The organism is Hylemonella sp. P2_B10 (assembly GCF_056404875.1).
Genome location: NZ_JBFUDE010000003.1, coordinates 1 through 24,330 on the forward strand (window position 1 = coordinate 1; position 24,330 = coordinate 24,330).

At 64.9% G+C, this 24,330-nt stretch carries 22 protein-coding genes and 1 pseudogene; 11 read left to right on the forward strand and 12 right to left on the reverse strand.

Annotation, left to right across the window (positions count from 1 at the left end; all coding sequences use genetic code 11):
• The 6 genes and pseudogenes from AC1DX2_RS12470 to AC1DX2_RS12495 all read left to right on the forward strand — a co-directional run.
• Nucleotides 1-1,631 (forward strand): annotated as a pseudogene (locus AC1DX2_RS12470) (hypothetical protein); the annotation flags it as partial.
• 263 nt (nucleotides 1,632-1,894) lie between these two features.
• On the forward strand, nucleotides 1,895-2,566 hold the full coding sequence (locus tag AC1DX2_RS12475) for an FkbM family methyltransferase (protein ID WP_477196684.1): 672 nt from the start codon (nucleotides 1,895-1,897) through the stop codon (nucleotides 2,564-2,566).
• 44 nt (nucleotides 2,567-2,610) lie between these two features.
• Nucleotides 2,611-3,765 carry a glycosyltransferase family 4 protein gene (locus AC1DX2_RS12480; protein WP_477196685.1) on the forward strand — a complete coding sequence of 385 codons (1,155 nt, stop codon included), beginning with the start codon at nucleotides 2,611-2,613 and terminating at the stop codon, nucleotides 3,763-3,765.
• Nucleotides 3,766-3,876: 111 nt separating this feature from the next.
• Nucleotides 3,877-4,620 (forward strand): FkbM family methyltransferase, encoded by a 744-nt coding sequence (locus AC1DX2_RS12485; protein WP_477196686.1) that lies wholly within the window; start codon nucleotides 3,877-3,879, stop codon nucleotides 4,618-4,620.
• 15 nt (nucleotides 4,621-4,635) lie between these two features.
• Entirely contained in the window at nucleotides 4,636-5,505 is an 870-nt protein-coding gene (locus AC1DX2_RS12490) for an O-fucosyltransferase family protein (protein ID WP_477196687.1), read from the forward strand.
• 35 nt (nucleotides 5,506-5,540) lie between these two features.
• Nucleotides 5,541-6,281, forward strand: coding sequence for an FkbM family methyltransferase (locus tag AC1DX2_RS12495; protein WP_477196688.1), 741 nt, complete (start codon nucleotides 5,541-5,543; stop codon nucleotides 6,279-6,281).
• A gap of 2 nt (nucleotides 6,282-6,283) precedes the next feature.
• Here the strand turns inward: AC1DX2_RS12495 and AC1DX2_RS12500 are convergent, their stop codons facing one another.
• From AC1DX2_RS12500 to AC1DX2_RS12525, 6 genes are all read right to left on the reverse strand, one after another.
• Nucleotides 6,284-7,750 carry a TolC family protein gene (locus AC1DX2_RS12500; protein WP_477196689.1) on the reverse strand — a complete coding sequence of 489 codons (1,467 nt, stop codon included), beginning with the start codon at nucleotides 7,748-7,750 and terminating at the stop codon, nucleotides 6,284-6,286.
• Nucleotides 7,751-7,755: 5 nt separating this feature from the next.
• Entirely contained in the window at nucleotides 7,756-8,964 is a 1,209-nt protein-coding gene (locus tag AC1DX2_RS12505) for a beta-barrel domain-containing protein (RefSeq protein WP_477196690.1), read from the reverse strand.
• A gap of 44 nt (nucleotides 8,965-9,008) precedes the next feature.
• Nucleotides 9,009-11,246 (reverse strand): type I secretion system permease/ATPase, encoded by a 2,238-nt coding sequence (locus AC1DX2_RS12510; RefSeq protein WP_477196691.1) that lies wholly within the window; start codon nucleotides 11,244-11,246, stop codon nucleotides 9,009-9,011.
• Nucleotides 11,243-13,072, reverse strand: a complete 1,830-nt coding sequence (locus AC1DX2_RS12515) for an O-linked N-acetylglucosamine transferase, SPINDLY family protein (protein WP_477196692.1) — start codon at nucleotides 13,070-13,072, stop codon at nucleotides 11,243-11,245. Before AC1DX2_RS12515 ends, AC1DX2_RS12510 begins: the two co-directional genes overlap by 4 nt.
• A gap of 146 nt (nucleotides 13,073-13,218) precedes the next feature.
• Nucleotides 13,219-14,967 carry an O-linked N-acetylglucosamine transferase, SPINDLY family protein gene (locus AC1DX2_RS12520; protein ID WP_477196693.1) on the reverse strand — a complete coding sequence of 583 codons (1,749 nt, stop codon included), beginning with the start codon at nucleotides 14,965-14,967 and terminating at the stop codon, nucleotides 13,219-13,221.
• Nucleotides 14,968-15,054: 87 nt separating this feature from the next.
• Complete coding sequence (locus tag AC1DX2_RS12525) at nucleotides 15,055-15,555, reverse strand: TlpA family protein disulfide reductase (protein ID WP_477196694.1); 501 nt, start codon at nucleotides 15,553-15,555, stop codon at nucleotides 15,055-15,057.
• Between the two features lie 15 nt (nucleotides 15,556-15,570).
• On the opposite strand from AC1DX2_RS12525, the gene AC1DX2_RS12530 reads away from it, so the two are divergent.
• From AC1DX2_RS12530 to ptsP, 5 genes are read left to right on the forward strand one after another with little or no spacing between them, the layout of a single operon-like run.
• Nucleotides 15,571-16,269, forward strand: coding sequence for a DUF4197 domain-containing protein (locus AC1DX2_RS12530; protein ID WP_477196695.1), 699 nt, complete (start codon nucleotides 15,571-15,573; stop codon nucleotides 16,267-16,269).
• Nucleotides 16,270-16,316: 47 nt separating this feature from the next.
• Nucleotides 16,317-16,823, forward strand: a complete 507-nt coding sequence (locus tag AC1DX2_RS12535) for a hypothetical protein (protein WP_477196696.1) — start codon at nucleotides 16,317-16,319, stop codon at nucleotides 16,821-16,823.
• A gap of 52 nt (nucleotides 16,824-16,875) precedes the next feature.
• Nucleotides 16,876-17,322, forward strand: a complete 447-nt coding sequence (locus AC1DX2_RS12540) for a PTS sugar transporter subunit IIA (protein WP_477196697.1) — start codon at nucleotides 16,876-16,878, stop codon at nucleotides 17,320-17,322.
• Nucleotides 17,291-17,560, forward strand: coding sequence for an HPr family phosphocarrier protein (locus tag AC1DX2_RS12545; protein ID WP_477196698.1), 270 nt, complete (start codon nucleotides 17,291-17,293; stop codon nucleotides 17,558-17,560). The genes AC1DX2_RS12540 and AC1DX2_RS12545 overlap by 32 nt, the downstream gene beginning before the upstream one ends.
• Complete coding sequence (gene ptsP / locus AC1DX2_RS12550; RefSeq protein WP_477196699.1) at nucleotides 17,557-19,326, forward strand: phosphoenolpyruvate--protein phosphotransferase; 1,770 nt, start codon at nucleotides 17,557-17,559, stop codon at nucleotides 19,324-19,326. Before AC1DX2_RS12545 ends, ptsP begins: the two co-directional genes overlap by 4 nt.
• Nucleotides 19,327-19,413: 87 nt before the next feature.
• Here the strand turns inward: ptsP and AC1DX2_RS12555 are convergent, their stop codons facing one another.
• From AC1DX2_RS12555 to AC1DX2_RS12580, 6 genes are all read right to left on the reverse strand, one after another.
• Nucleotides 19,414-20,229 (reverse strand): DMT family transporter, encoded by an 816-nt coding sequence (locus AC1DX2_RS12555; RefSeq protein WP_477196700.1) that lies wholly within the window; start codon nucleotides 20,227-20,229, stop codon nucleotides 19,414-19,416.
• On the reverse strand, nucleotides 20,226-21,260 hold the full coding sequence (lipA, locus tag AC1DX2_RS12560; protein ID WP_477196701.1) for a lipoyl synthase: 1,035 nt from the start codon (nucleotides 21,258-21,260) through the stop codon (nucleotides 20,226-20,228). Before lipA ends, AC1DX2_RS12555 begins: the two co-directional genes overlap by 4 nt.
• Nucleotides 21,261-21,311: 51 nt before the next feature.
• Complete coding sequence (locus AC1DX2_RS12565; protein ID WP_477196702.1) at nucleotides 21,312-22,382, reverse strand: rhamnan synthesis F family protein; 1,071 nt, start codon at nucleotides 22,380-22,382, stop codon at nucleotides 21,312-21,314.
• Nucleotides 22,383-22,403: 21 nt separating this feature from the next.
• Nucleotides 22,404-23,051 (reverse strand): lipoyl(octanoyl) transferase LipB, encoded by a 648-nt coding sequence (gene lipB / locus AC1DX2_RS12570; RefSeq protein ID WP_477197676.1) that lies wholly within the window; start codon nucleotides 23,049-23,051, stop codon nucleotides 22,404-22,406.
• A gap of 71 nt (nucleotides 23,052-23,122) precedes the next feature.
• Nucleotides 23,123-23,419 (reverse strand): YbeD family protein, encoded by a 297-nt coding sequence (locus tag AC1DX2_RS12575; RefSeq protein ID WP_477196703.1) that lies wholly within the window; start codon nucleotides 23,417-23,419, stop codon nucleotides 23,123-23,125.
• Complete coding sequence (locus tag AC1DX2_RS12580; RefSeq protein ID WP_477196704.1) at nucleotides 23,416-24,324, reverse strand: aminotransferase class IV; 909 nt, start codon at nucleotides 24,322-24,324, stop codon at nucleotides 23,416-23,418. The genes AC1DX2_RS12575 and AC1DX2_RS12580 overlap by 4 nt, the downstream gene beginning before the upstream one ends.
• Between the last annotated feature and the right edge of the window lie 6 nt (nucleotides 24,325-24,330).

The following is a 24,330-nucleotide window of genomic DNA, read 5'->3' on the forward strand; positions in this document are numbered from 1 at the left end:
CGGCCACCATCGCCAACATGACCAGTGACCAGATCATTGGCYTGACCACGGCACAGGTTCCCGGGCTGACCACAGGCCAGATCAAGGCACTGACCAGCGACCAGTTCTCAGTGATCACCACAGCAGACCTGGTGGCCMTGACCACGGCCCAGTGGGCCTCGGTGGGCACCACCGACCTGCAAGCACTGACCACGGCGCAGTTCACCGCCATCGMMACMGMCGACATCCGTGCGYTGACCTCGGGCCAGATGAAGGCCCTGGGCACCAACGAAATCGACGTCATGACCACAGCGCAGATCGCCGCGCTGACCTCGGGCCAACTGGGCGCGCTGACCAGCGACCAGTTTGCCGTGTTCACCACCGGCGACCTGGCAGCCCTGAGCTCGCAAGCCATAGGCGCACTGCCCACGGCCACCATCGCCAACATGACCAGTGACCAGATCATTGGCTTGACCACGGCACAGGTTCCCGGGCTGACCACAGGCCAGATCAAGGCACTGACCAGCGACCAGTTCTCAGTGATCACCACAGCAGACCTGGTGGCCCTGACCACGGCCCAGTGGGCGGCGGTCACTACAACCGATCTCCAGGCCCTCAGTACGGCGAGTTTCCAGGCCATCGCCACCGACGACATCCGTGCGTTGACCACCTTCCAGGTGCGTGCGCTGAGCACGGACGAAATTGTGGCCTTCACCACCATGCAGATTGGTGGGCTGACGACGCAGCAGATCATGGCCATGACCACGGATCAGGTACATGCGTTCACCAGCACCGACATTGCTGTGATGAGCAATGCGCAAGTCAATGCGTTGATTGCGGCCACCCCCATTGCGCTGGACTTGAACGGCGATGGTGTGCACACCACATCCGCAGCCAATGGCGTTCATTTCGACCTGATGGCGACTGGTCTTACAGGCAAGGTTGGATGGGTGTCACCGTTGGACGGCTTGCTGGTGCGCGACGTCAACCACGATGGCAAGATCAACGACGGAACCGAGTTGTTCGGTGGGGGCACCGTGCTCAGCACTGGGCAGCGTGCCGGTACGGGCTTTGCGGCGCTGGCGGATCTGGACAGCAACCACGACGGCAAGATCAATGCGGCCGATGGGCACTTCTCCGAACTGAAGGTCTGGGTGGACGCCAACCAGAACGGCGTGTCGGATGCCGGGGAAATGAAGGACCTGTCGTCACTGGGCATTGTGGAGCTGGATCTGAACGCCAAGACAACCAGCATCGGGGACAACGGCAACCTGATTGGTGCAATCTCGTCCTACAAGACGGCAGATGGCAAGACGCACGAATTGGCTGACGTGTGGCTGACCAAGGACACGCCGGCTGGCACCTCACCACCAGCGCAGACACCTGGCGACGGTGCAACAGGCCCACAGCCGCCCGACACCACGACAGCGGTGGCTGCCAGCGCCGGAGGGGCCCAGGCCGGACCGCCCACCCATGGCGACCTGCTGGCTGGCCCGCCGTCAGGCAGTCTGCCAGGAGCGCCGCCACACGACAGTGCGGGTGCGGTGACCCAGGTCGCCAGTGTGGACCCTGCGATGGTCCACCATGGCGGGCACCTCGAAGGCCATTTGCGACGGCTGCTTGAGGAAGAGCGAAACCAACCGCTCATTTGACGCCGTAGTCATGCAAACCCGCTGGCGCCTGTAGGTGCAGCGGGTTCTGCATGTCTATCGATCGACGTCCGGGGCCGCGTCGGCAGGGGGATAGACTCTTCACCCATGGTCAGCGCACGCCTACGCTGAATCCGTATCCGACATAGGTAGCCAATTGGCCGTCAATTGGCCTGCTATAGCGCGGAGTGTTGCTGGGCGATTGGTCTAATATCTGTCTGGAATAAAACAGAGCGGACGGCCGACAATTACCCAGGACCAGTGTCATGCGTGACCCATTCACGATCATTTCTGCGCTCGGACTGCCCTTGCCGAAGGGAATCATTCAAGTCGGCGCCAGCAGCGGGCAGGAGGTGGACCAGTTCATCAGCCTGGGAATAGCGCACGCACTGTTGATAGAGGCCCTGCCGGAGCCCTTTCAGGTTCTGGCGTCTCGCTGTGCGAAAGCGCCTGGCTACATTCCCGCGAACATGGTCTGCACCGCCACCGATGGGGAAAGAATAAGCTTCCATGTGGCTTCCAACTTTGGTGAGAGCAGCAGCATTTTGAAGCCAACGCGGCATTTGACCGATTTTCCGTGGGTCAAATTCCAGGACATGCGCGAGATGGTGGGCTACACCCTGGACCGCGTGGTCGCCTCCTTTGAGGCCAATTACCCCGCGCCAGAGCGTGTCATGGACATGTTGTACATGGACTTGCAAGGCGCCGAGCTGCATGTGCTGAAGGGTGCCAACGCCACCCTGCACAAAGTCAAATACATTTACACCGAGGTCGGCTTTGGCGGCAGCTACGATGGGGACGTTGAACTGGTGGACCTGATCCAGTTTCTTGGGCTTCATGGCTTTCGGCCCTACGAGCTTGAAATGGGGGAAGCCGGCTGGGGCAACGCCTTGTTCATCAAGCCGCCTGCGAGATCCTGGCAAATCCCTGCCAAGTGACAGCCGCGCAGCGCAGTCCATGAATGGCATCTTTCACATCTGAAATGAACGCATCGAATCAACACCTGGTGGTGGAGGGTTGGCGGGGCATCAACCATTCCATCGCCATCGTCAATCAATTCCAGTTGCTGGAACTGGCCCAACACCCCGGGCTGACCTTGCGGCATACCGACGCACCGTTTCATTTTTCCCATTGGAGCCGGGCGACCAACGGCGCTGGTTTTCAGCCGGCAGACGAGGCCGTGATATCCGGCATCCCCGAGGCCCAACCTGGCCAGGCTGCCGATTGGACGTACCGCATTTTCTCTCCGGCAGATTTGCGACCTTCACCACGGGGTGGGAAGTTGGCGGTGTTCATGGTGACCGAGTTGGGTCTGGAGGCGCAGTCACTGGCGCCCGGAAGCGACATCCCGCAATTCGAGGCGGACGGCAACCTGGTCATCACGCCCAGCCATTGGGCACGCGATCGCATTGTCGACTGGGGTTTTCAGCCCAGCACTGTGCACGTGGTGCCGCATGCCGCCAGCCCCCGGTATTTTCGGCCCATGCCGGGCGAAGTCACCCGACATCAGCGCGCGGCACTGGGCTTTGCCGAGCACGAAGTGCTGTTGTTGAACATTGGCGCGGCCATCTGGAACAAAGGCATAGACGTCTTGCTGAAGGGATTCGCACTGGCCAGGCAGAAGCGCAAGGATCTGCGCCTGCTGTTCAAGGACCAGCGCAATACCTACGGTGTCAACGGCGAATCGTTCGTGCAGCAGACATTGGCAGGTGCCGGCCTGCTTTCTGACGAGATCCTGCGCGCCATCACGATGATTCCGGCCAACCTGACCATGGACCAGATGAACAGCATGTACGGTATCGCGGACTGTTACGTCTCGCCTTACCGCGCCGAGGGGTTCAATTTGCCGGTCTGTGAAGCCATGGCCTGCGGCACACCGGTCATTGTCACGGCCGGAGGGGCGACCGACGACTTTGTGCGCGGGGCGACGCACCGCAAGATCGAATCGACATTCCATGCCCATGTGGTCATTCAGGACCGCAAGATCAGCGGCTATTGCGAACCCAATCTGGAGCAGTTGGTGGACATGCTGATTCACACCAGCCCCAAGTCACCAAACCGTTCCGCCACTGATTTGGGTGACTTGGCGGCAGGCTGGCGGCCGCCGGTTGACCAATTGCTCGCCCTGCTTCGGTGAGCGTCAGCTGCTGCTGAAAATCCACTCGCTTCGCCCGGTACTTCGAGGCCTGGCAGGCCTGGCCGTCCCCTAAAATTGCCGTGAGCAGGAACCAACTTCTAGGAATTTCAGATGACAAATCAAACCCCGCTCGGACAAGCCCAGGTGCTGGATTTGATGAAGCTCATCCGGCCGTGGTCGATGACCAAGAATCAGAAAGTCCGGATTGGCAACGTTTACGATGGTGGTTACGTCTTGCCGGCGGCGATCCAGCAATGCGATGCCGTGGTTTCCATAGGCGTGGGGCACGACGTCAGTTTCGACTTTGCGCTGGCCCAGAACGGCGCCAAGATTCTGCAGTACGACCATACGGTGCAGGGCCCGCCGCAGCAGCACGCGAACTTCAAGTTCCACAAGCTCGGATGGGGCACCAAGACCGAAGGTTTGTTCATCAGCTTTGATGACATCCACGCAGAAATGAAAGCCCTGAATGCCAAGCACCCCATGCTCAAGTTTGACATTGAAGGGGCGGAATACGATGTGCTGGAGGCCACCCAATCCAGCGACTTGGCGGACTATGAAATCATCGCTTGTGAAGTGCATGATTTCGAGAAACTGGGCGACCCGGTGTTTTTTTCCAAAGTGCAGAGTGCGTTTGAAAAGCTGAATGCCCACCACGTGCCCATACATCTGCATGCCAACAATTACCAGAGTCTGGTGCTGGTGCAAGGGGTGCCCATTCCCAAGGTCATCGAGGTCGCTTTTCTGCGCAAAGACCTGGACACCTTTCGCGGCTTCTCCACCGACCCGATACCTGGCCCGTTGGACCGCCCCAATCACCCTGGCCTGCCCGACATCTGCATGAACCCCTTTTGATCAGAGATGAGTCTCATGCGTACGCTTGTGATCTATTGCGACGGTGGTTTTGGCAATCGCTTCAACGCGGTGACGTCAGGCCTGGCGTTGGCGAAAGCGCTGCAGCTGAAGCCCCAGGTGGTCTGGCCGCTGAACAACTGGTGTGGCGCGGCATTTGAAGACCTGTTCGATGTCGAGATGCCCGTGGTGCAGCGTGAGCTGGCCAGCTTCATGCCTGAGCGCGAGCGTTACCACTACTTCATCGTGGAAGACCGCCTGGGCCTGGCCCAGCAGTGGGTGTCGCCGCTGCACATTCCCAACTGGGACGGCGTGCGCGCCTTCTTTTCGGCCAGCGACAAGGATGTTTTCTACTACACGGCATTGATCCCGCCGTTCACGGATTTCACGGCGATTGCCGAGCAGGTCCGCGCGCTTCGTTTTCGGCCTGCCATATTGGCGCGGGCGCAGCAATTCCTGGATCAGCACAACATTGGGCGCCAGCACGGCGACTTCTTTGGCGTGCAGATACGCAAGACCGATTTTGGCGGCCATGGCGCCGACGACACCAATTTGTTCAACCTGGTCAAAGATCGCCCACAGAGCAAATTCTTCATCTGTTCCGATGACAAGGATGTGGAGCAGCGTTTCGGCGCCCTGCCCAATGCACTGGTCTATCAGAAGCGGGCGCATGTCGAAAAAATGGTCACGGGCGACTGGAACGCGCTGACCACCGATTACAGCGGGCGGCTTTATGCCGGCAATGTGAACCGCAGCGCCGCCAGTGTCGAGGATGCGCTGGTCGACCTGTTGATTCTGTCGCGCTCGCAAATCGTCAAAACGTCCAACAGCACCTTCCTGAGCACGGCTTTGCTGCTGCAGCAGGTGGGTGCCAGTTGGAATTCGTGAAACAGCAGCTTGTCTCAAGCGGAAATGGCACTCTCATGAACGAAACCCCCGTGACCCAATTGGATCTCTTCAATTTGCTGAATGAGATCCGCCCGTGGCAGATGATCAGCGACATCAAGGTCCGGATCGGCGCGGATGGGGACGGTGGCTATGTGATGCCGTCCAGTTCGCGGCGCAGCAACACGGTGCTGTCCATCGGTATCGGCAACGAGGTCAGTTTTGACGATGTCCTTGCCAGCCAGGGCGCCCGGGTGATCCAGTTCGACCACACCATTGCCGCATCACCCAGCACGCACAAGAGTGTGGAATTTCACCGCAAGGGGTGGGGCGTGCGTGACGAGGAGCCCTTCGTCAGCCTGCACAGCATGGTGGAGATGATTGACTGGCGCCAGGCACAGCATCCGATCCTGAAGTTTGACACTGAAGGCGCTGAATGGGATTGCCTGGCGGATGCCCGTGAGGACGACCTGGCCCGCTTCGAGGTGCTGACCGGGGAGTTTCACGATTTTCACAACCTGATCAACCGCCCCTACTTTGACAAGGCGTATGCGGTGTTCAAGAAACTCGCCAAGTCCCACCGGCCCATTCACATGCATGCCAACAACGCCGGCGGCATGGTGATGATCGGCGGCATCCCGTTCCCCCGCCTGCTCGAGCTGACCTACATGCGGCAAAGCTCGGCGGCGTTTCACGGCCATTCCTCAGAGCCGATACCGGGTCCTCTTGATCGGCCCAACATCCCCCAGATGCCCGACCTTCAGTTGCGGGCGTTCTGACCTTATTTGGTGACGGAGGGGAGGGTGGCGGACTGCGCCACCCAATCCGCCAGGCCGCTGCCGGCGCCGCGCAACTGGACTTGCGCCGTCATGGCGTCGAACACCGAATTGACGAACGCAATCTGCACGGAGTAGTGGTCGCCTTGCGAGGCCATCACGTCGAACAGGGAGCGTCGGCCCAGCAGGAACCACAGATCCTGGGTGTTGCGGCGCACCTGCTCGCTGTCGTTGAGCACCTGGGCGTAGCGTTGCGCGCGGGTCCAGCCCTGCTCGATCTGGTCCTTCAATTCGGCCACCCGGGCGAACTGTTCGGTCTGCACTTGCTCCAGCCGCAACCGCGCAGCGTCGGCACGGGCCAGTGCGGCTTTGTAGCCTGCTTCAGTGGCGCCGCCCGAATACAGGCTGGCGTTGAAGGTGACGCCGGCTTGCCAGCTGGTGCTGGAGGTGGTGCCGTCGGGCGTCCGGCCGCTGCTGCCTATCACCGCCCAGTTTACTTGCGGCCGGTACTCGCGCCGCAGCGACTCCGCATAGCGCTTTTGCGCTTCCACCTCGGCTTGCAGCTGCTTGAGCACGGCCGAGTGGCGCAAGAACTCATCCACGGCCGGCACCAGGGGCGCGTCAATCAGCGCCGCGCTCAGTCCATGCACGGCCAAGGCGTCAGCGCCCAGCAGCCTTGTCAACTGAACCTCGATCTGCCGCGTCCGCGATTTGGTCTCGTCCACCGAGATCTGTGCCTGTATCAACGATTTGCGGGCTTGCACCAGCTCGCTGGCGCGGCCGCGATCTTCCTTGACGATCTGCTCCAGCGACTCCAGCAGGCAGCTCACTTGCGCCACATAGCGCTGGTAGACCTGGGTCTGCAATTCGTAGCGCTCGCGGTCCAGCGTGAGCATCACCACTTCCAGGGCGACCGCCTCACGGCTGCCCGCTTCGATGGCGCGTGTCACGTCGCTCAGACCCTCCTTCCAGGCCTGCAGGCTGGACAGGCGGCCGCCGTCGTAGATGGGCGCCGTCAGCTCCACCGATACCGAGCCCTGCTGCGGGTTGGACACGGATTGGCCGTTGATGCGTGTGTAGGCCGACGTCAGGCTGCCGCTCAAACCCAGCTGCGGGCGCGCTGCGCCGCGCTGCTCTTCCACGTCATACTCCGCGGCGCTGCGGCTGCGGCGGGTCGACTGCACACCCGCGCTGCTGCCTATGGCCCGCGACACCAGTTCGCTCAGCTGAACCCGCGCGCTGATGTTCTGGTTCTGTCCGGTCAGCTGCGCCAGCACCCTGGGCGTGTCCTGGGGGTTGTTGAAACGCACCTCCTGGTTGGCGGAGCCAAGCGAGCGCGCGCAACTGGTGGTGGCCTGTGCGGCAGCAGCATGACCGTTGAGCGCCAATGCCGCCAGCACTGCCAATCCGCAAGGCAGCCACCGCACCGCTCGTGTCAACCGGGATGGGCGTGCGTGCATGAGGGTGGGCATGGTGTTCATCTCTCCCGCAGCGCTTCACGCGACTTCAGCATGGGCCGCACCAGGTAATCGAGCACTGTGCGTTCGCCGGTCCGGATTTCCACCGTGGCTGTCATGCCCGGCAGCACCGGCAGGGGCTTGCCGCCGGCCAGCAGGGCGTCGCTTTCAACCGCAACCACCGCGCGAAAGGTGGGGCCGTCCGCCGTGGCGGGCTTGCCCTCCTCAGCAACGGCATCCGGGCTGATGAAGTCGATCTTGCCATGCAAGCCGCCGTAGACGTTGTAGTCGTAGGTGGCCAGTTTCACCATCGCCGGCTGCCCGATCTTGACGAAACCGATTTGCGAGCCCTTGATGCGTGCCTCCACCAGAATGCGGGGGCCCAAGGGCAGGATCTCGATCACCGGCTGACCGGCCGGGATCACGCCGCCGACGGTGCTGTAGCGTATGCTTTTGATGACGCCACGTACAGGCGACTTCAGCAGCGTGCGCTGCAATGCATCTTCGCGCACGGTGGCTTGCTGGTCCTGCTGCGCCAGCTCGGTGCGCAGGCGTGAGAGGTCCGCGGTGGCCTCCTGGCGGAAGCGGTTGACGCGCTCGTCGATCTGCCCATTCAGATCGATCTGCTGGCGCTTCAGGCGCATCACCTCGACCTCCGAGATCAGGCCTTGGCCTGCCAGCCGCTCCGACATCGCCAACTCGCTGTCCAGCATCTTCAGGCTGCGCCGCGCACCTTCGACCGCCTCGCTCAGTGCCCGCCGCCGGGCCAGGAAAGACGCCTGCTCCACAGCGGTGACCGCCGCCGGTGCCGCCTGCAACTCCTTGGAAAATACCAGCGGACGTCCGGCAAGTTCCGCCTCCAGCCGCGCAATGGCGGCTTTCAGTGCCATGCGGCGCGCGTCGCCTTCGTTCTGTTGCGACTCGGCTCGTATCGGGTCGATTTGCAGCAGTGGCTGATCCTGCTCGACGATGGCGCCTTCCCGCACCAGCAACTGGCGCAGGATGCCGCCTTCCAGGCTGCCCAAGGTCTGCTCACGGCCGTCGGCGACCACGTGGCCTTCGGCCTTGGTGACTTCGTCGACGCGTGCCCAAGCCGCCCAGGCGATGAAACTGGCGCACACACCGATCATCAGCCACAGGGCGGCATTGGCTTTGGGGGTGCGCTCGAAGACGGCGTTTTCCAGGCCGCCTTGCAGGAAGCGCAGATCGCTGTCAGTGGCGACGGCCATCCGTTTGCGGGGGGGGGTCAGGCGAAACATGGCAGGCGGTAGCTTCAAGCGTTTGCAGATCTGCCGGACAACGCATCCATCACCTGCGCCTTGGGGCCGTCGGCCACGATGCGGCCCTCATCCACCACAATGACGCGGTTGACCAGGTCCAGCAGGGCCGGCCGGTGCGTGACCAGCACCAGTGTGCGATCGCCGACCGAGTTGCGCAGGTGCTGGATGAAGGAGGCTTCTGCCTGCGCATCCATGGAGCTGGTGGGTTCGTCCAGCAACAGCACCTGCGGCTGTATCACCAGGCAGCGTGCCAGTGCCACCATCTGGCGCTGGCCACCGGACAACAGGTTGCCCATCTCACCCACCGGCAGATCCAGGCCCAGGGGATGCGCGGCGGCGAACCGGTCCAGGCCGGTCAGCCGCATCACTTCAAGGAAGTTTTCAATCCGCGCATTGGGACGGTCCAGCAGGATGTTGTCTTTCAGCGTACCGGCAAACAGCCGCGGGTCTTGCGACACAAAGCCGATCTGCGTGCGAAAGTCTGCCGGGTCGATCTGGCGCAGGTCCAGGCCGTCGGACTCCACCATGCCCTCGGTGGGCAGGTACAGGCCACCCAGCAGCCGCAGCAGCGTGGACTTGCCGCTGCCTATGCGCCCGAGCACGGCCACGCGGTCACCGGCGCGGATTTGCAGGCTCACTTTCTTGAGCACCAGCGGCGCATGGCCGCCGGGGCCTTCGGGGTATTTGAAACTGACCTCCCGCAGGCCGAGCGCGCCCTGGATGCTGGTGCGCGGCACGTAGCGCCGGCCGGCCTGACGCTCGGTGGGTTGGGCCATCAGCCGGTCCAGTGCCGCCAACGCGGCGCGCGCACCCTGGAAGCGCGTGGCCAATGACACCACACTGCTCAACGGCGCAATGGCGCGCATGCAAAACATCATGGAAGCGACCAACGCGCCGCTGGTGATGGCGTTGTCGGCCACCAGGTGCACGCCCCAGACCAGCAGCACCACGGTGACGATCTGTTGCGACACCATGGAGAAATTGTTGACCCAGCCCGTCAACATGCGGGCGCGCAGCGCCGAGTCCGCCGCCGCTGCATTGGCGCGCTGGTGGCGCTTGATGAAATGGCCTTGCGCGCCGGCAGCGCGCACGTCTTCCAGGCCCTCAATGGCCTCGATCAGGTCGCCTTGCATGCTGGCCTGCAGACGCAAGGTGTCGCTCATCAGGCGCCTGAGCAGCCGTTGCGACGCCCAGCTGACGCCCAGGATGATGGGCACCGCCAGCAAGGGCACCAGCACCAGGGGCCCGGCGACGACGTAGGTCATCAGGATGAAGACAAAGATGAAGGGCAGGTCGGACACCACGGTCAGTGTGGCCGAGGTGGTGAATTCGCGCACCACCTCGATTTGCGCCAGGTGGTGGCCAAATGACCCAGCCGAAGCGGGCCGGTGCTCCAGACGCACGGTCAATGCCTGGCGGAACAGCAGGGAAGCCAGCGACAGGTCTGACTTCTTGCCCGCCAGGTCGATCAGGTAGCTGCGGATTTGCCGGGCCACCAGATCGAACACCACCGCCAGGGCCACGCCGGCCGCCAGAGTCCACAGCGTGACGAAGGACTTGTGCGGCAACACCTTGTCCAGCACCACCGAGGAGAACAGGCCCGTGGCCAGCATCAGCACATTGCTCAAGGCTGCGGCCAGCATGGAGGAGCGGTAATACGGAACGTACTGACGCAGCGTGGACCACAACCAGTGACCGGGGGCGGGTGCCTCGTCGTCGTCCGGCGCGCGTGCCTTGTCCGAGATCGGTTCCGGCCCGGTGAAGATCGCGTAGCCACTGTATTCCGACAGCAGGGCCGGGGTGTCCACCTGACGCCGGTGGTCCGGCTGGCCGGGCCACAGCAATTCATACTCCGTCGCGCTGCCGGTGGCCTTGTTCTGCAAGGCCACACGCCGCAGCAGGATGCAGGCCTCGCCGTTTTTCATCAGCAGGATGGCGGGCAGCAACAGGTCCAGAATCTGCTCCGGCGTGCGCCGCACGATGTCCGCCACCAGACCGGCGCTGCGCAACACCCCGGCGGCCTGAGCCGGCTGCAGCGGTTGATCGCAGATGCTTTCGCTGGTCAGCGAGGTCCAGGTGCGGTCAATGCCGTGGTGACGGCACATCCACAAGGTGCACTGCGCCAGCGTGTCGCCACTGTCGGGCAGGCCTGGTGGCGGTGCGGTGTGAAGGGGCGGCGGCACCTCGTGCGCGGTGCCGCCGGCCACCACCAGTGAGGGGGCGGCGCTCATGGGCCGCTTCCCGGCCCGGTGTGGGCATCCAGCGTGCGCAACAGGGCGTCTTCGTAACCGCGCATGAATGCGGGGATGTCGAACAGCGCGCTGTCCAGGCGATGCTCTTGCAGGTAGCGCCGGTAGGTGGCGCTCATGCGCGGGTTGCGCCCCAGTTGCACGGCGCGGCGCTCGTACTCGTCAAAGCTGCTGGTGACCAGGTCAGGCAGGCCCACGGCGTGCAGCAGGCTGCCGGCCATGCGTGAGACGAAGGTCTTGCCCGAACAGGTCAGCAGCGGGCAGGCCATCCACAGCACGTCGCTGGCGGTGGTGCCGGCGTTGTAAGGGAAAGTGTCCAGGAACAGGTCCACCAGATGGAAGCGCGCCAGGTAATTGGCCGGCGCGGCGCGGTCGGCGAACACCAGGCGCTCTTGCGCCACGCCGTGCGCGCGTGCGCAGGCGGTCATGTTGGCCTGGGCCGGTGGGTTGTCCGCCAGCAGCCACAACACGCTGCCAGGCACCTGCTGCAGCACGCGCATCCACAGTGCGAACAGCTCCTCGGTGAACTTGAAGTTGTTGTTGAACGAGGCGAACACGAAGGCATCCTCGGGCAGCTTGCAGCTCTCCCGTGTGGGCGCGGGCGAGGCCTGGCGTTGCCGGTCGCTGACCTGGAAGCACTGCGGCATGGCCAGCAGCTTTTCCGTCATGTAGGGTTGCAGTGCCGGCGGAATGGCGTACTCGTCGCCAATCACATAGTCGATGCTGCTCAAGCCGGTGGTGCCTGGAAAGCCCAGGTAGGTCAGTTGCACGGTGGCCGGGCGGTAGCTCAGGATGTCGGGCCGGGCACCGTTGGTGATGCCTTGCAAGTCCACCAGCAGGTCGATGTCCAGCGAGCGTATCAACTGCGCCGCCGCCTCGTCTTTCAGGTGGCCTATGCGCACATGGTGGTCGAAGGCCTTGATGAGCCGCGCGCGCAGCGGACTGCCGTCCTCGCGTGACCAGCAGAAAGCGAACACCTCGAAGCGGTTGCGGTCGTGCAGCTCGTACAACTCTGCCGTCAGCAGGCCCACCGCATGCATGCACAGGTCGCCCGACAAATAGCCTATGCGCACCTTGCGGTTCACCGGACGTGGGGGATTGGGCCGTCGCGGGTCAGTGGGCCGCACTTTCTCTTGCGCGAAACGCTGGGCTGCCAGCAGCTGCAGTGCCGGGTCGTCATGCGCGCTCAACATGGCCAATGCCGACGTGCACACCAGTTGCTTGTGCAGCGTCAACCCGCCGAAGGCCTTATACAACGGCCACTCGCATTGTTTTTGCCGTACGTGCACGTAGTGTTGGACGGTGGCGGGCTGGTCTGGGTCCGCCTCCAGGCTTTGACGCATATAGGCTTCAGCCTCGTCGAAACGCCTGGCCTTTTCCAGCGCCCGGCCCAGGTTGTTCAGCGCGTGCAGTTTCAGGCTGAGTTCGGTGAATGGGCTGTTGGCGCAGTCTTGCAGCACCCGGCGCCACTCGGCCAGCGCCGGCTCCAGTTGGCCCTGGTTTTCCAGTTGGTGGCCCAGGTTCAGCCGTGCGTGCACGAAATAGGGCTGAATCTCCAGTGCCTGGCGGTGCGCCTGCGCTGAATCGGCCGGCCGGCCGGCCGCGCCCAGCGCGGTACCGTAGTTGAACCAGACGACATAGCGCTGTGGGTCATCGGCCACGGCCAGCCACTGGGCATACAGCGCCAGCGCTTCGGGCTGTTTGCCGGCAGCCATGAGCGCGGCGGTCTGGTTCATCACCTCCACCATGGAAAGGCGGGCCTGGGTGCCGGGCTGGGGGGGCGGCGCGGTCTTGGGCGGCTTCTTCATGGGACTGTGGTGTTTCACGGGCGGTGGTCGGCCGGCTGCCCGCCGGCAATCTGGCAACAAGCCATGATAGTGCCTGCCGGGGGCCACCAAAAGCCCGAATTGACTGGAGCAAGCCCGGTATTCCGGACAACGTGGGGGCGGCGCATTCAGGACAGCGCCGACAGCCCAGCCTCCAGGTCGCGCACCAATTGAGGAATATTGAACAAATCGCTGCTGGCAGCGTGCTCCTGCAGGTAGCGCCGGTACAGCACGGCCATCTGCGGGTTGCGGCCTATGCGCACGGCCAGTTGCTCGTAGTCCGCCGGGGTCTGGGTGATCAGCTGCGGCAGGCCCACCGCTGTCAGCAGGCTGCCGGCCATGCGCGACACGAAGCTCCTGCCCGAGCGTGTCAGCACCGGGCAGGCCATCCACAGCGCGTCGTTGGCGGTGGTGCCGGCGTTGTAGGGGAAAGTGTCGAGAAACAGGTCGGCCAGCTTCAGCCGCGCCAGGTAGTTGGCCGCGGACGTGCGCTGGGCGAAGACCAGGCGCTCGGGCGCCACGCCCTGGCTGCGCGCGCGCTGACGCAAGTTGGCTTCGGCATAGGGGTTGCTGGCCAGCAGCCACAGCACGCTGCCGGGTGCCTGGGCCAGGATGCGCAGCCAGCTGTCAAACACCGGTTCGGTGAACTTGAAATTCTGGTTGAACGAGCAGTAGATGAAGCCCGTCTCGGGCAGGCCGCACTCGGCGCGCGTGGGCGTGGCAGCGGCCTGGCGCTGCCGGTCACTGGGCTGGAAGCAGCGTGGCAGGCGCAGCGGCTGCTCGCTCATGTAAGGCGCCAGCTCGGGCGGCAGCACATAGGCGTCGGCGATCACATAGTCCACCGCTGGCAGCGCGCAGGTGCCGGGATAACCCAGCCACGCCAGTTGCACCGGCGCCGGCCGGTAGCTGAGGATGTTCGGGCGGGCGGCGCCGGTCAGGCCTTGCAGGTCCACCAGGACATCGATCTCCAGCGAGCGTATCCGCTGCGCTGCCGCCTCGTCGCTGAGGTGGCCCAGGGGCACGTGGTGGTCAAAGGCCTGCACCAGCCGGCGCCGCTCGGGCGTGGCTTCCTCGGGCGTCCAGCAAAAGCCGAACACCTCGAAACGGCTGCGGTCGTGCAGCTCAAACAGCTCCACCGTCAGCGCGCCCACCGGATGGGTGTTGAAGTCACCCGACAGGTAGCCTATGCGCAGGCGTTGGCCCGGCGGTTTGTTGCGCTTGGGCGGCTTGGGGTCGGCGGCCCGCAAGCCCTTGTCACGCACATAGTTCAGCGCGCTCAGCAGTTGCAGGGCCGGGTCGTCATGCGTGGCCAGCGACGACAGCGAGCCGGCCGCCAGCAGTTGCTGGTGCATGCTGACGCCGGCCAAGGGGCGCAGCACCGGCCACTGGCAGACCTTCTGGCGCGTATGCAGGTAGTGCAGCAGCAGGGTGCGCTGCTGCGGGTCCAACGCCAGGCCGCGTTCCAGGTAGTGCAGCGTTTGGTCCAACAGGCCGCGCTCCATGGTGGCCACTGCCAGGTTGATCAGCACATGCAGCTGTTCCTTGGGCTGCGGCGGCTGGGCGGCGTCCAGGTCTTGCAGCGTCCGTTGCCATTCGGTGATGGCGGCGTCGACGCGCTGGAGTGTCTTCAGCTCGGAGCCCAGGTTGGCACGCGCGGCGGTCATGCCAGGTTGCAGCGCCAGCGCCTGGCGGTAGGCAAGCATGGCTTGTTCGTGTGACCGGGCTTGGCCCAACAGGCTGCCCAGGTTGAACCAGGCGAAGTGGCGCAGTGGGTCTTGGGACTGGGCCAGCCAGTCCTGGTAAAGCTGGCATGCCTGGCTTGATTGCCCTTGGGCGACCAGCGCCTGGCTGGTGGTGATCAGCTCGGTCAGCGTCAAATCAGAGCCCCCACGTCCGGCACTGCGTGTCCGTCCTGCCCCCGGCTGCGTTTTGCCTTGGGGCGGCCCGGTGGCAAAACAAGGGAATCAGGCCTGGGCCAGCAGTTTTTCGATCAGCTTGTGCAGCTCGGCGAAATCGGGCTCGCCCACATAGCGCTTGACGATCTGGCCATGCTTGTCCACCAGGTAGGTGGTGGGCGTCAGCTGCACCTCGCCCCAGGCGCGCGCCACCGCGCCGGTGTTGTCGATCGCCACCTTGAACGGCAGCTTGCGCGTTTGCGCGTAGTTGACCACGTAGGCCGGTGGGTCGTAGGCCATGGCCACGGCCACGGTGTCAAAGCCCTGGGCCTTGTATTTTTCGTAGGTGGCGACGACCTTGGGCATTTCGGCCACGCAGGTGGTGCAGCTGGTGGCCCAGAAGTTGACCAGCGTGACCTTGCCTTGCAGGTCCTTGGTGCTTTGTTGCGAGCCGTCCAGCAGCACGAAGCTGGTTTGCGGCGCGGCATTCCCCGCCGTGGCCATGAAGGCGCCGAAACCGATTGCCAAAGCCAGCAGCGGTGCGGCAAGATACAAGCTTCGCTTCTTCATTTGTGGGGTCTTCGCGTGGACAGACGAAATTTTAGTTCGGTTTCAATGGCCCTGGGTCTGGCTGCGCTGGTGCCCGGCGCAGCCCGGGCCCTGTCGCTGGCCGATCTGACCAGCGGCGAAGCCTCCCAGGGGGTCAAGGCGGCGTTGGAAAAAGGCGCGATTGCCGCCGTTTCGCAACTGGGCCAGAACGGTGGATTCATGAACAACGACAAAGTTCGCATCCCGCTGCCCGGTTTTCTGGAAGACGCCGCCAAACTGTTGCGCCGTTTGGGCCAAGGCCAGCGCGTGGACGAGTTGGTGACGGCGATGAACCAGGCCGCCGAGCAGGCCGTGCCGTTGGCCAAGGACATGCTGGTGGGGGCCGTCAAGAGCATGACGCTGGCCGACGCCAAGAAGATCTTGACCGGTGGCGAAACCTCGGCCACCGCGTATTTCAGCGACAAGACGCGTGCGCCATTGAACGTCAAGTTCCTGCCGGTGGTGACGAAAGCCACGGAAAAAGTGGGTTTGGCGCAAAAATACAACCAATTGGCCGAAAAAGCGGCAAGTTTGGGCTTGATCAAGAAAGATAACGCCAGTATCCAGCAGTATGTGACCGGCAAGACCTTGGACGGCCTGTACACCATGATTGGCGAGGAAGAGAAAAAGATCCGCCAGGACCCGATAGGCACCGGCAGCGCCATCCTGAAAAAAGTGTTCGGCGCTCTCGGTTGATGCGGGGGATACGGTTGATACGAAGCCGCAAGCTGGCGGTGGGCTGGGTGGCAACGCTACTGCTGGCCTGCAGCCCCACCTTCAACTGGCGCGAGGCCCGGCTGGACGACACCCCGCTGGTGGCCCTGCTGCCCTGCAAGCCTGACCGTGCCACCCGCACCGTGCCGCTGGGCGGCACCCCGGTGAGCATGCGCATGATGGGCTGCGAGGCAGGCGGCGTGCAGTTCGCGGTGGCGGCGGTGCCGCTACCGAATGTCGCCCAGGCGGCCCAGGCCACTCAGGCGACCGAGCTGCTGACGCAGTGGCGCATGGCCACCTTGGGCAATTTCGCGGCGGTGGGGTCGGCGCCGCAGCCGTTCGCCCCCAAAGGCGCTTCCGGCGCCAGCCAGGGGCAGGTGCTGGCCACCCACGGTCGCCAATCCGATGGCCGCGCCGTCAGGCTGCAGGTGGCCTGGTTCCGCCATGGCGCCCACATCTACCAGGTGCTGGCGTACGGCGAGACATTGAGCGGCGAGGTGGCAGAGACCTTTTTGGGCAGCGTGGCGTTGCAATGAGCTGTTACCCGGGGCCAACCCCGCCCGCGCCATAATCGGGACTGCCTGATCTATGAACAACGGCATCCTCATCATCGCCCACGCGCCGCTGGCCAATGCACTGCGCCAGTGCGTGCTGCACGTGTTTCCCGACGCCGCCGACAGCGTGGTGGCGCTGGACGTGCAGCCCAATGTGCGGCCCGAAGAGTCGCTGGCGGCCTGCCGCATCGCCATGGACCAGATGCGCAAGCAGCAGGTGCTGGTGCTGACCGACATGTTCGGCGCCACGCCCTGCAATGTGGCACAGCGGGTGGTGGACGGTGTCAAGTCCCGGCTGATTGCCGGCGTCAACCTGCCCATGCTGCTGCGCGCGGTCACCTACCGGCACGAGCCGCTGGACTCGCTGCTGACGCGTGCCTTGGCGGGTGGCGCCCAGGGCGTGATGCAGGTGGCGGTGACGGCACCGCAGAACCAACAAAAACCCAAGCATGATCAAGATTACCGCGACCATCAGCAATAAGCTGGGCCTGCATGCACGCGCTTCCGCCAAACTGACCAAGCTGGCGGGCAGCTTTCCTTGCGAGGTGTGGATCGCCCGCGGTGAGCGCCGCGTCAACGCCAAGAGCATCATGGGCGTGATGATGCTGGCCGCCGGCATAGGCTCCGAGGTGGTGTTGGACGCCGATGGCGAGCGCGAGCAGGAGGCGCTGGACGCCATGCTGGCGCTGATCAACGACAAGTTCGGAGAAGGCGAGTGACCTTTGCCATCCACGGCCTGGCGGTGGCACGCGGCATTGCCATAGGCAAGGCCGTGCTGGTGGCCTCCAGCCGGGTCGACGTGGCGCATTACTTCATCGGCCCCGACACCATCGAGGCCGAGATCACCCGCATCCGCAACGGCCGCAACGTCGTGGTGGACGAACTGCACCGCCTGCAGCAAAGCGTGGCCCACATGGGCCCCAAGGACGCACCGCACGAGCTGACCGCGCTGTTGGACGTGCACCTGATGCTGCTGCAGGACGAGGCGTTGGTGGACGGCGTCAAGCACTGGATTTCAGAGCGCCTGTACAACGCGGAGTGGGCGCTGACCACCCAGCTGGAGGTGATCTCGCGCCAGTTCGACGAGATGGAGGACGAGTACCTGCGCGAGCGCAAGGCGGACCTGGAGCAGATCGCCGAGCGCATCCTGCGCGCCATGAAGGGCGTGGCCTCACCGGTGGCGCCACCGATACACCCGCGCAAGAAATCCAACCAGGACCTGCTGCTGGACGACACCGTGGACGTGCCGCTGGTGCTGATCGCGCATGACCTGTCGCCGGCCGACATGCTGCAGTTCAAGCAAAGTGTGTTTGCCGGCTTCGTCACCGATGTGGGCGGCAAGACCTCGCACACCGCCATCGTGGCGCGCAGCATGGACATCCCGGCGGTGGTGGGCGCGCGCCTGAGCAGCCAGCTGGTGCGCCAGGATGACTGGGTCATCATCGACGGCGACGCCGGCGTGGTCATCGTCGACCCCTCGCCCATCATCCTGGCTGAATACGGCTTCAAGCAGCGCCAGGGCGAGCTGGAGCGCAGCCGGCTGACGCGCCTGCTGCACACGCCAGCCGTCACCATGGACGGGCAGAAGATCGAGCTGCTGGCCAACATCGAGATGCCCGAGGACGCGCCCGGCGCGCTGAAAGCCGGTGCCGTGGGCGTGGGGCTGTTCCGCAGCGAATTCCTGTTCATGGGCCGCCAGGGCAACCTGCCGGGCGAGGAGGAGCAGTTCCAGGCCTACAAGCGCGCCATCGAAGGCATGCAGGGCCTGCCGGTGACCATACGCACGGTCGACGTGGGGGCCGACAAGCCGCTGGACCGCTCGGTGCGCGACGAGGCGCACCTGAACCCTGCCCTGGGCCTGCGCGCGATACGCTGGAGCCTGGCCGACCCGGCCATGTTCCTGACGCAGCTGCGCGCCATCCTGCGTGCCGCCGCCTTCGGCCAGGCCAACCTGCTGATCCCCATGCTGGCGCATGCCAGCGAGATACGCCAGACGCTGTCGTTGATCGACTTTGCCCGCGCCGAGCTGGACAACCGGGGCATTGCCTACGGTCCGGTGAAGCTGGGCGCGATGATAGAAATCCCCGCCGCCGCGCTGGCCGTGCGCATGTTCCTGAAGTATTTCGACTTCCTGTCCATTGGCACCAATGACCTGATCCAGTACACGCTGGCCATAGACCGCGCCGACGAATCGGTGGCCCACCTGTACGACCCGCTGCACCCGGCGGTGCTGGGCCTGGTGGCACAGACCATCGCCGAGTGCAACGCCCAGGGCAAGGGCGTCAGCGTGTGCGGCGAGATGGCGGGCGACACCAGCCTGACACGGCTGCTGCTGGGCCTGGGCCTGCGCAGCTTCTCCATGCACCCGGCCCAGGTGCTGGCGGTCAAGCAGGAGGTGCTGCGCGCCGACACGACCAAGCTGACACCGTGGGCGCAGCAGATTCTGCAAGACGACGAGCCCGCGCACCGCCTGGCACGAGTCTAGGACCCCCACGGTCGCTCACTGCGTGTAGCTCCCTGCCCCCCGAGGGGGCCGCAAATTCCCTTGGGGCGGCCCGGCGGGAATTTAGCCCTAGCGGCGCCCGAGCAACGCCGCACCCACGATAAGTGCCGCTGCCAAGATGATGCTGGCGCTGGGCGCCTCACCGCGCAACAGCAGCAACAACAGCGTGGACAGCAGCGGCGTCAGGAACGACAACAGGCCGATCTGTGCCGCGCTGCCGCGCTTTAGCGCCGCATCCCACAGGTAGAAGGCGGCACCCAGCGGGCCCAGCCCCATCACGACCAGCAGCAGCCAGTCCTTGCCGCTCAGTGCCACCGAAGGTTCCAGCGCCGCATGGCAGGCCAGCGCCAGCGCGCCGGAGACCGCCGCGAACAGGCCGATGGCGGCGGTGGGGAAAGGCGTCACCCGCTTGGTCAGCAGCGAGTAGCTGGCCCAGACGAAGGCCGAGGCCAGCGCCGGCAGGTAGCCCCAGGCAAAGCCGCCATCCAGCGTGCGCCCGCCGCTGATGGCCAGCGCGGCGCCGGCAAAGCCCAGCAGCGCGGCCAGCAGGTGCATGCCCTTGAGCTTGACGCCCGGCAGCAGCAGCGGCGCCAGCACCACGATCAGCAGCGGCCACAGGTAGTTGACCAGGTTGGCCTGCACCGGCGGCGCATGCCGCAACGCGATGAACAGCAGGAAGTGGTAGCCAAACAGGCCGTAGATGCCCAGCGCCAGCGTGGGCCACGACACCCGCCATTGGCGCCAGTACAGCAGCGAGGGCAGCGCGCCGATCAGCAGCGCAATGCCGGCCAGCAGAAAGGGCGGCACATGCGCCAGGGTGACGCTCAGGCTGGCCAGCGAGGCCCACAGGGCGATGGCGCCCAGGGCCAGCAGCGCGGGGTTCAAGAGGTGGTGGCGGGGGTCGCAGCTTGCGAAGCGTGTTCAGCGCCGCCCGCCGCCGCATGCGCCTGCTGGTCCGCGTGGTAGCTGGACCGCACCATCGCCCCCACGGCCGCATGCTTGAAGCCCATCTTGTAGGCCTCGGCCTCGAACATCTTGAAGGTGTCCGGGTGCACGTAGCGGCGCACCGGCAAGTGGCTCATGCTGGGCGCCAGGTACTGGCCAATCGTCAGCATGTCGATGTTGTGCGCGCGCATGTCGCGCATCACGGTGAGGATTTCGTCATCCGTCTCGCCCAGGCCCACCATCAGGCCGCTCTTGGTCGGCACGTCGGGGAACAGCGCCTTGAACTTCTTCAGCAGGTTCAGCGAGAAGGCGTAGTCCGAGCCCGGCCGCGCTTCCTTGTACAGGCGCGGGATGGTTTCCAGGTTGTGGTTCATCACGTCCGGGGGCGCGGCCTTCAAAATCTCCAGTGCGCGGTCGTCGCGGCCGCGGAAGTCGGGCACCAGGATCTCGATCTGCGTCAGCGGCGACAGCTCGCGCGTCTTGCGGATGCAGTCGACGAAATGCTGGCTGCCGCCGTCGCGCAGGTCGTCGCGGTCCACGCTGGTGATCACCACATACTTCAGCTTCAGCGCGGCGATGGTCTTGGCCAGGTTGTCCGGTTCGTTGGCGTCCAGCGGGTCGGGCCGGCCATGGCCGACGTCGCAAAACGGGCAGCGCCGCGTGCACTTGTCGCCCATGATCATGAAGGTGGCCGTGCCCTTGCCGAAGCATTCGCCAATGTTGGGGCAGGAGGCTTCCTCGCACACCGTCACCAGCTTGTTCTGGCGCAGGATGTCTTTGATCTCATAAAACCGCGTGGTGGGCGAGCCGGCCTTCACGCGTATCCACTCGGGCTTCTTCAGCACCTCGCCCGGCTGCACCTTGATGGGGATGCGGGCCAGCTTGGCGCCGGCCTTTTGCTTGGCGCTGGCGTCGTAGGTCTCGGTGCTCTGGGCAACGCGCACGACGTTGCCGGTCTCGGTGGTGCTCATGGCCTCTATTGTAGAAACATGCCGGGTTTCCGGTCGGCCGTGCGGCCTTTCTCACATCGCCCGGCGGTGCAGCGTGGCTTCCAGGTGGTGGTGGATGGCGTCGGTGTCGTAGTCGGGGTTGGCCTGGCGGACCACCGTCTCCCACTGGTTGACGAACATCACCCGCGCCGGGTTCTTGTGCAGCAGCTCGCGCTTCAGGAAGGGGCAACCCATCACGGCGATCAGGTGGTCCCAGAAGAAGTGGCTGCCGTTCAGCGGCACACCGTTGTCCACCGCCCGGAACAGCGTGGCCAGGAAGGCCTGGTGTTGCGGGCTCAGCGTCTTGTTGGTCAGCGCGCCATCGCGGCGCACCGCATCGCTCAGGGCCTGGGCGGCCTGGCGGTAGGGGAACAGCGCGGCGCAGCGCAGGCCGCCGCGCATCATGGCGCGCGTCAGCCCCAGCTCGTAGCGGCGCACCACCCAGGTCTTGGCCTGCACATACCGCACGCCGGACCAGAAGGCCACAAAGGCCGGGTTGCGCAGCGCCGGCTGCTTGAACAGCACAAAATAGCTTTGCAGGTGGAAGGCGCTGTCCCAGCAGTCGGTGATGCCCCAGACGCTGGCGTGCGCTGCATCGGCCTTGGCCAACACGTCGTTCAGGTTGCGGAATGGGCCGTACACGCTGTCGTTGACGATCAGCAGCTCATCCAGGCTGGCCAGTTGGCCCAGCAGCAGGCCTATGCCGTCGCGGTAGGCGCCGAAGTCATAGCCCAGGTTCTGGCGCCGTGCCACCAGCGCGCAGCGCTGGCGCACTTGCTGCAGCCCGGCAGGCTGCAGGCGCGGGGAGTTGCTGACGAAGACAATCTCGAAGCCGGCCGCCAGCAGCTCGTCCAGGTAGCGCAGCACGAAGTCGTGCACCACGCCCTGGGGGTCGAAGTGGCCGAACACCGCTACCTTGGCCGCGCCGGCCAGGCTGCGCTCACCCGGCCACTGCTCCTCGATGTAGTGCGGCTGGCGGCGCAAGAAGCTGGCGCCATAGGACAGGTAGGCCAGCGGCACGGACCCTGCACGCAACAGGCGCCGCCACAGGGCCAGGCAGGCACGCAGTGGTTGTTCCACGAATGAGGCGAGCAGGCGGTCCATGGGCGCTATTCTGGCGCCAGATCAGGGAGACAAATAGGTGTTTAACTTGCTGGCTATGACCGGGATCACATCTTCACAGCTGGCGGACACGCCCAGCGTGGCCAGGTCCACCGTCTGCAGGCCGGCGTAGCCACAGGGGTTGATGCGGGAGAACGGCTCCAGGTCCATGGCCACATTCAGCGCCACGCCGTGATACGTGCAGTGGCGGCTGACCTTGATGCCCAAGGCAGCGACCTTGCCCAGGCCGGTAAAGTCGGGGCCGCCGGTTGCGCCATCCGGTCCGGCGGTGGCCCGCGTGGGCCGTTGTGCCAGCAGTGCGTGTGAGCCCGGGTCGTCCAGCCGCACGTAAATGCCCGGCGCACCGGCCACGCGGTGGCCGGTGACGCCAAAGTGGGCCAGCGTGCGCAACACGGCCTCTTCCACCCGGTAGACGTATTCCTTGACGAAGTAGCCGGCACGCTGCAAATCCAGCAGCGGGTAGGCCACCACCTGGCCGGGCCCGTGGTAGGTGACCTGGCCGCCGCGGTTGCTGGCCAGCACGGGGATGGTGCCGGGGTTCAGCACATGCTCGGGCTTGCCGGCCAGGCCCTGGGTGTAGACGGGTGGGTGTTCGCACAGCCACAGCGCATCGGGCGTGTCGGCCGTGCGCGCGGCCGTGAAGGCCTGCATGGCCTCGTAGGTGGGCAGGTAGTCCACCTGGCCCAGGTTGCGCTGCACGAACTCCACGGCGCCGGACCGGCTCAGAGCACCATCTTCACCATCGGATGCGTGGACAGCGTGCGGTACAGCTCGTCGAGCTGCTCCCGGCTGGTGGCGGTGATGGTGATGGTTACGCCCAGGTAGTTGCCGGCCTTGCTGTCGCGAAGTTCCACCGTGCTGGCGTCGAACTGGGGGTCGAACTGCTTGGCGATGGCGGTGACGGCATGCACGAAGCCGTCCACCTTCGCGCCCATCACCTTGATGGGGAAGGACGAGGGGTACTCGATCAACGAGTCCTTGCGTGCATCGGGCTGGGCCGGCGGGGTGGGGGTGGTCATGGTGCGGACGTGTTCTGTTGTATGCAGCGCTGCTTGGCCTGCGCATAGCCGGCCAGCAACCGTTTAAAAATGGGGCCGGGTTGGCCATTTGCAACCGGCTGCCCGTCCAGCGTGACGATGGCCAGCACCTCGCGCACGGCCGAGCTCAACATCAACTCGTCGGCATCCAGCACTTCCTGGCGCGAGATGCGGCGCAATTCAAACGGTATGCCCTGGGCCTGGCAAATCTCGGCAATCAGCCCGTAGCGCACGCCGGTCAGCGCCAGGTGGTCCTTGGGCACGCCGGCCAGTTTGCCGTCCTTCACCACCCAGATGTTGCTGGCGGCGGCCTCGCTGAGCCAACCGTCGCGGAACATCACCGTCTCCACCGCCCCGACGTCGTAACTGAGTTGGCGTGCGAACACCGCGCCCAGCAGGCTGACGCTCTTGATGTGCGCCTTCTGCCAGCGGAAGTCTTCTGCGGTGATGCAGGCCACGCCCTCGGCCTGCTGCTGCGCCGTGGGCACGCCCATGCGGTCGGCCATGACGAACACGGTGGGCGCAATGTCGGTGGGCATCACGTGGTTGCGCAGCGCCACGCCGCGCGTGACCTGGATGTACACGCTCTGGATGTTGGCCGGAGGCTCACCCGCCGGGATGGACTGGCGGTGCCGCGCCAGCAGCTCCTGGGCAATGGCGCGCCACTGCGCATGCGTCATCGGGTTGGCCATGCGCAGCTCGGCCAGGCTGCGGTCCAGCCGCGCCATGTGGTCGTCAAAGCGGAACAGCGCGCCTTCGTAAGCCGGGATCACCTCGTAGACGCCGTCGCCGAAGATGAAGCCCCGGTCCATCACGCTGATCTTGGCGTCGGGCAGCAGCGTGTAGTCGCCGTTCAGGTAGCAGGGCAGGGGGGGCAGGGAGGTCATGAGGAG

What these genes read in the sequence shown, in the direction of transcription:
- AC1DX2_RS12475 (WP_477196684.1), top strand. Translation starts at nt 1,895, where the DNA reads ATGCGTGACCCATTCACGATCATTTCTGCGCTCGGACTGCCCTTGCCG.
- AC1DX2_RS12480 (WP_477196685.1), top strand. Translation starts at nt 2,611, where the DNA reads ATGAACGCATCGAATCAACACCTGGTGGTGGAGGGTTGGCGGGGCATC.
- AC1DX2_RS12485 (WP_477196686.1), top strand. Translation starts at nt 3,877, where the DNA reads ATGACAAATCAAACCCCGCTCGGACAAGCCCAGGTGCTGGATTTGATG.
- AC1DX2_RS12490 (WP_477196687.1), top strand. Translation starts at nt 4,636, where the DNA reads ATGCGTACGCTTGTGATCTATTGCGACGGTGGTTTTGGCAATCGCTTC.
- AC1DX2_RS12495 (WP_477196688.1), top strand. Translation starts at nt 5,541, where the DNA reads ATGAACGAAACCCCCGTGACCCAATTGGATCTCTTCAATTTGCTGAAT.
- AC1DX2_RS12500 (WP_477196689.1), bottom strand. Translation starts at nt 7,750, where the DNA reads ATGCCCACCCTCATGCACGCACGCCCATCCCGGTTGACACGAGCGGTG.
- AC1DX2_RS12505 (WP_477196690.1), bottom strand. Translation starts at nt 8,964, where the DNA reads ATGGCCGTCGCCACTGACAGCGATCTGCGCTTCCTGCAAGGCGGCCTG.
- AC1DX2_RS12510 (WP_477196691.1), bottom strand. Translation starts at nt 11,246, where the DNA reads ATGAGCGCCGCCCCCTCACTGGTGGTGGCCGGCGGCACCGCGCACGAG.
- AC1DX2_RS12515 (WP_477196692.1), bottom strand. Translation starts at nt 13,072, where the DNA reads ATGAAGAAGCCGCCCAAGACCGCGCCGCCCCCCCAGCCCGGCACCCAG.
- AC1DX2_RS12525 (WP_477196694.1), bottom strand. Translation starts at nt 15,555, where the DNA reads ATGAAGAAGCGAAGCTTGTATCTTGCCGCACCGCTGCTGGCTTTGGCA.
- AC1DX2_RS12540 (WP_477196697.1), top strand. Translation starts at nt 16,876, where the DNA reads ATGAACAACGGCATCCTCATCATCGCCCACGCGCCGCTGGCCAATGCA.
- AC1DX2_RS12545 (WP_477196698.1), top strand. Translation starts at nt 17,291, where the DNA reads ATGATCAAGATTACCGCGACCATCAGCAATAAGCTGGGCCTGCATGCA.
- lipA (WP_477196701.1), bottom strand. Translation starts at nt 21,260, where the DNA reads ATGAGCACCACCGAGACCGGCAACGTCGTGCGCGTTGCCCAGAGCACC.
- AC1DX2_RS12565 (WP_477196702.1), bottom strand. Translation starts at nt 22,382, where the DNA reads ATGGACCGCCTGCTCGCCTCATTCGTGGAACAACCACTGCGTGCCTGC.
- lipB (WP_477197676.1), bottom strand. Translation starts at nt 23,051, where the DNA reads ATGCAGGCCTTCACGGCCGCGCGCACGGCCGACACGCCCGATGCGCTG.
- AC1DX2_RS12575 (WP_477196703.1), bottom strand. Translation starts at nt 23,419, where the DNA reads ATGACCACCCCCACCCCGCCGGCCCAGCCCGATGCACGCAAGGACTCG.
- AC1DX2_RS12580 (WP_477196704.1), bottom strand. Translation starts at nt 24,324, where the DNA reads ATGACCTCCCTGCCCCCCCTGCCCTGCTACCTGAACGGCGACTACACG.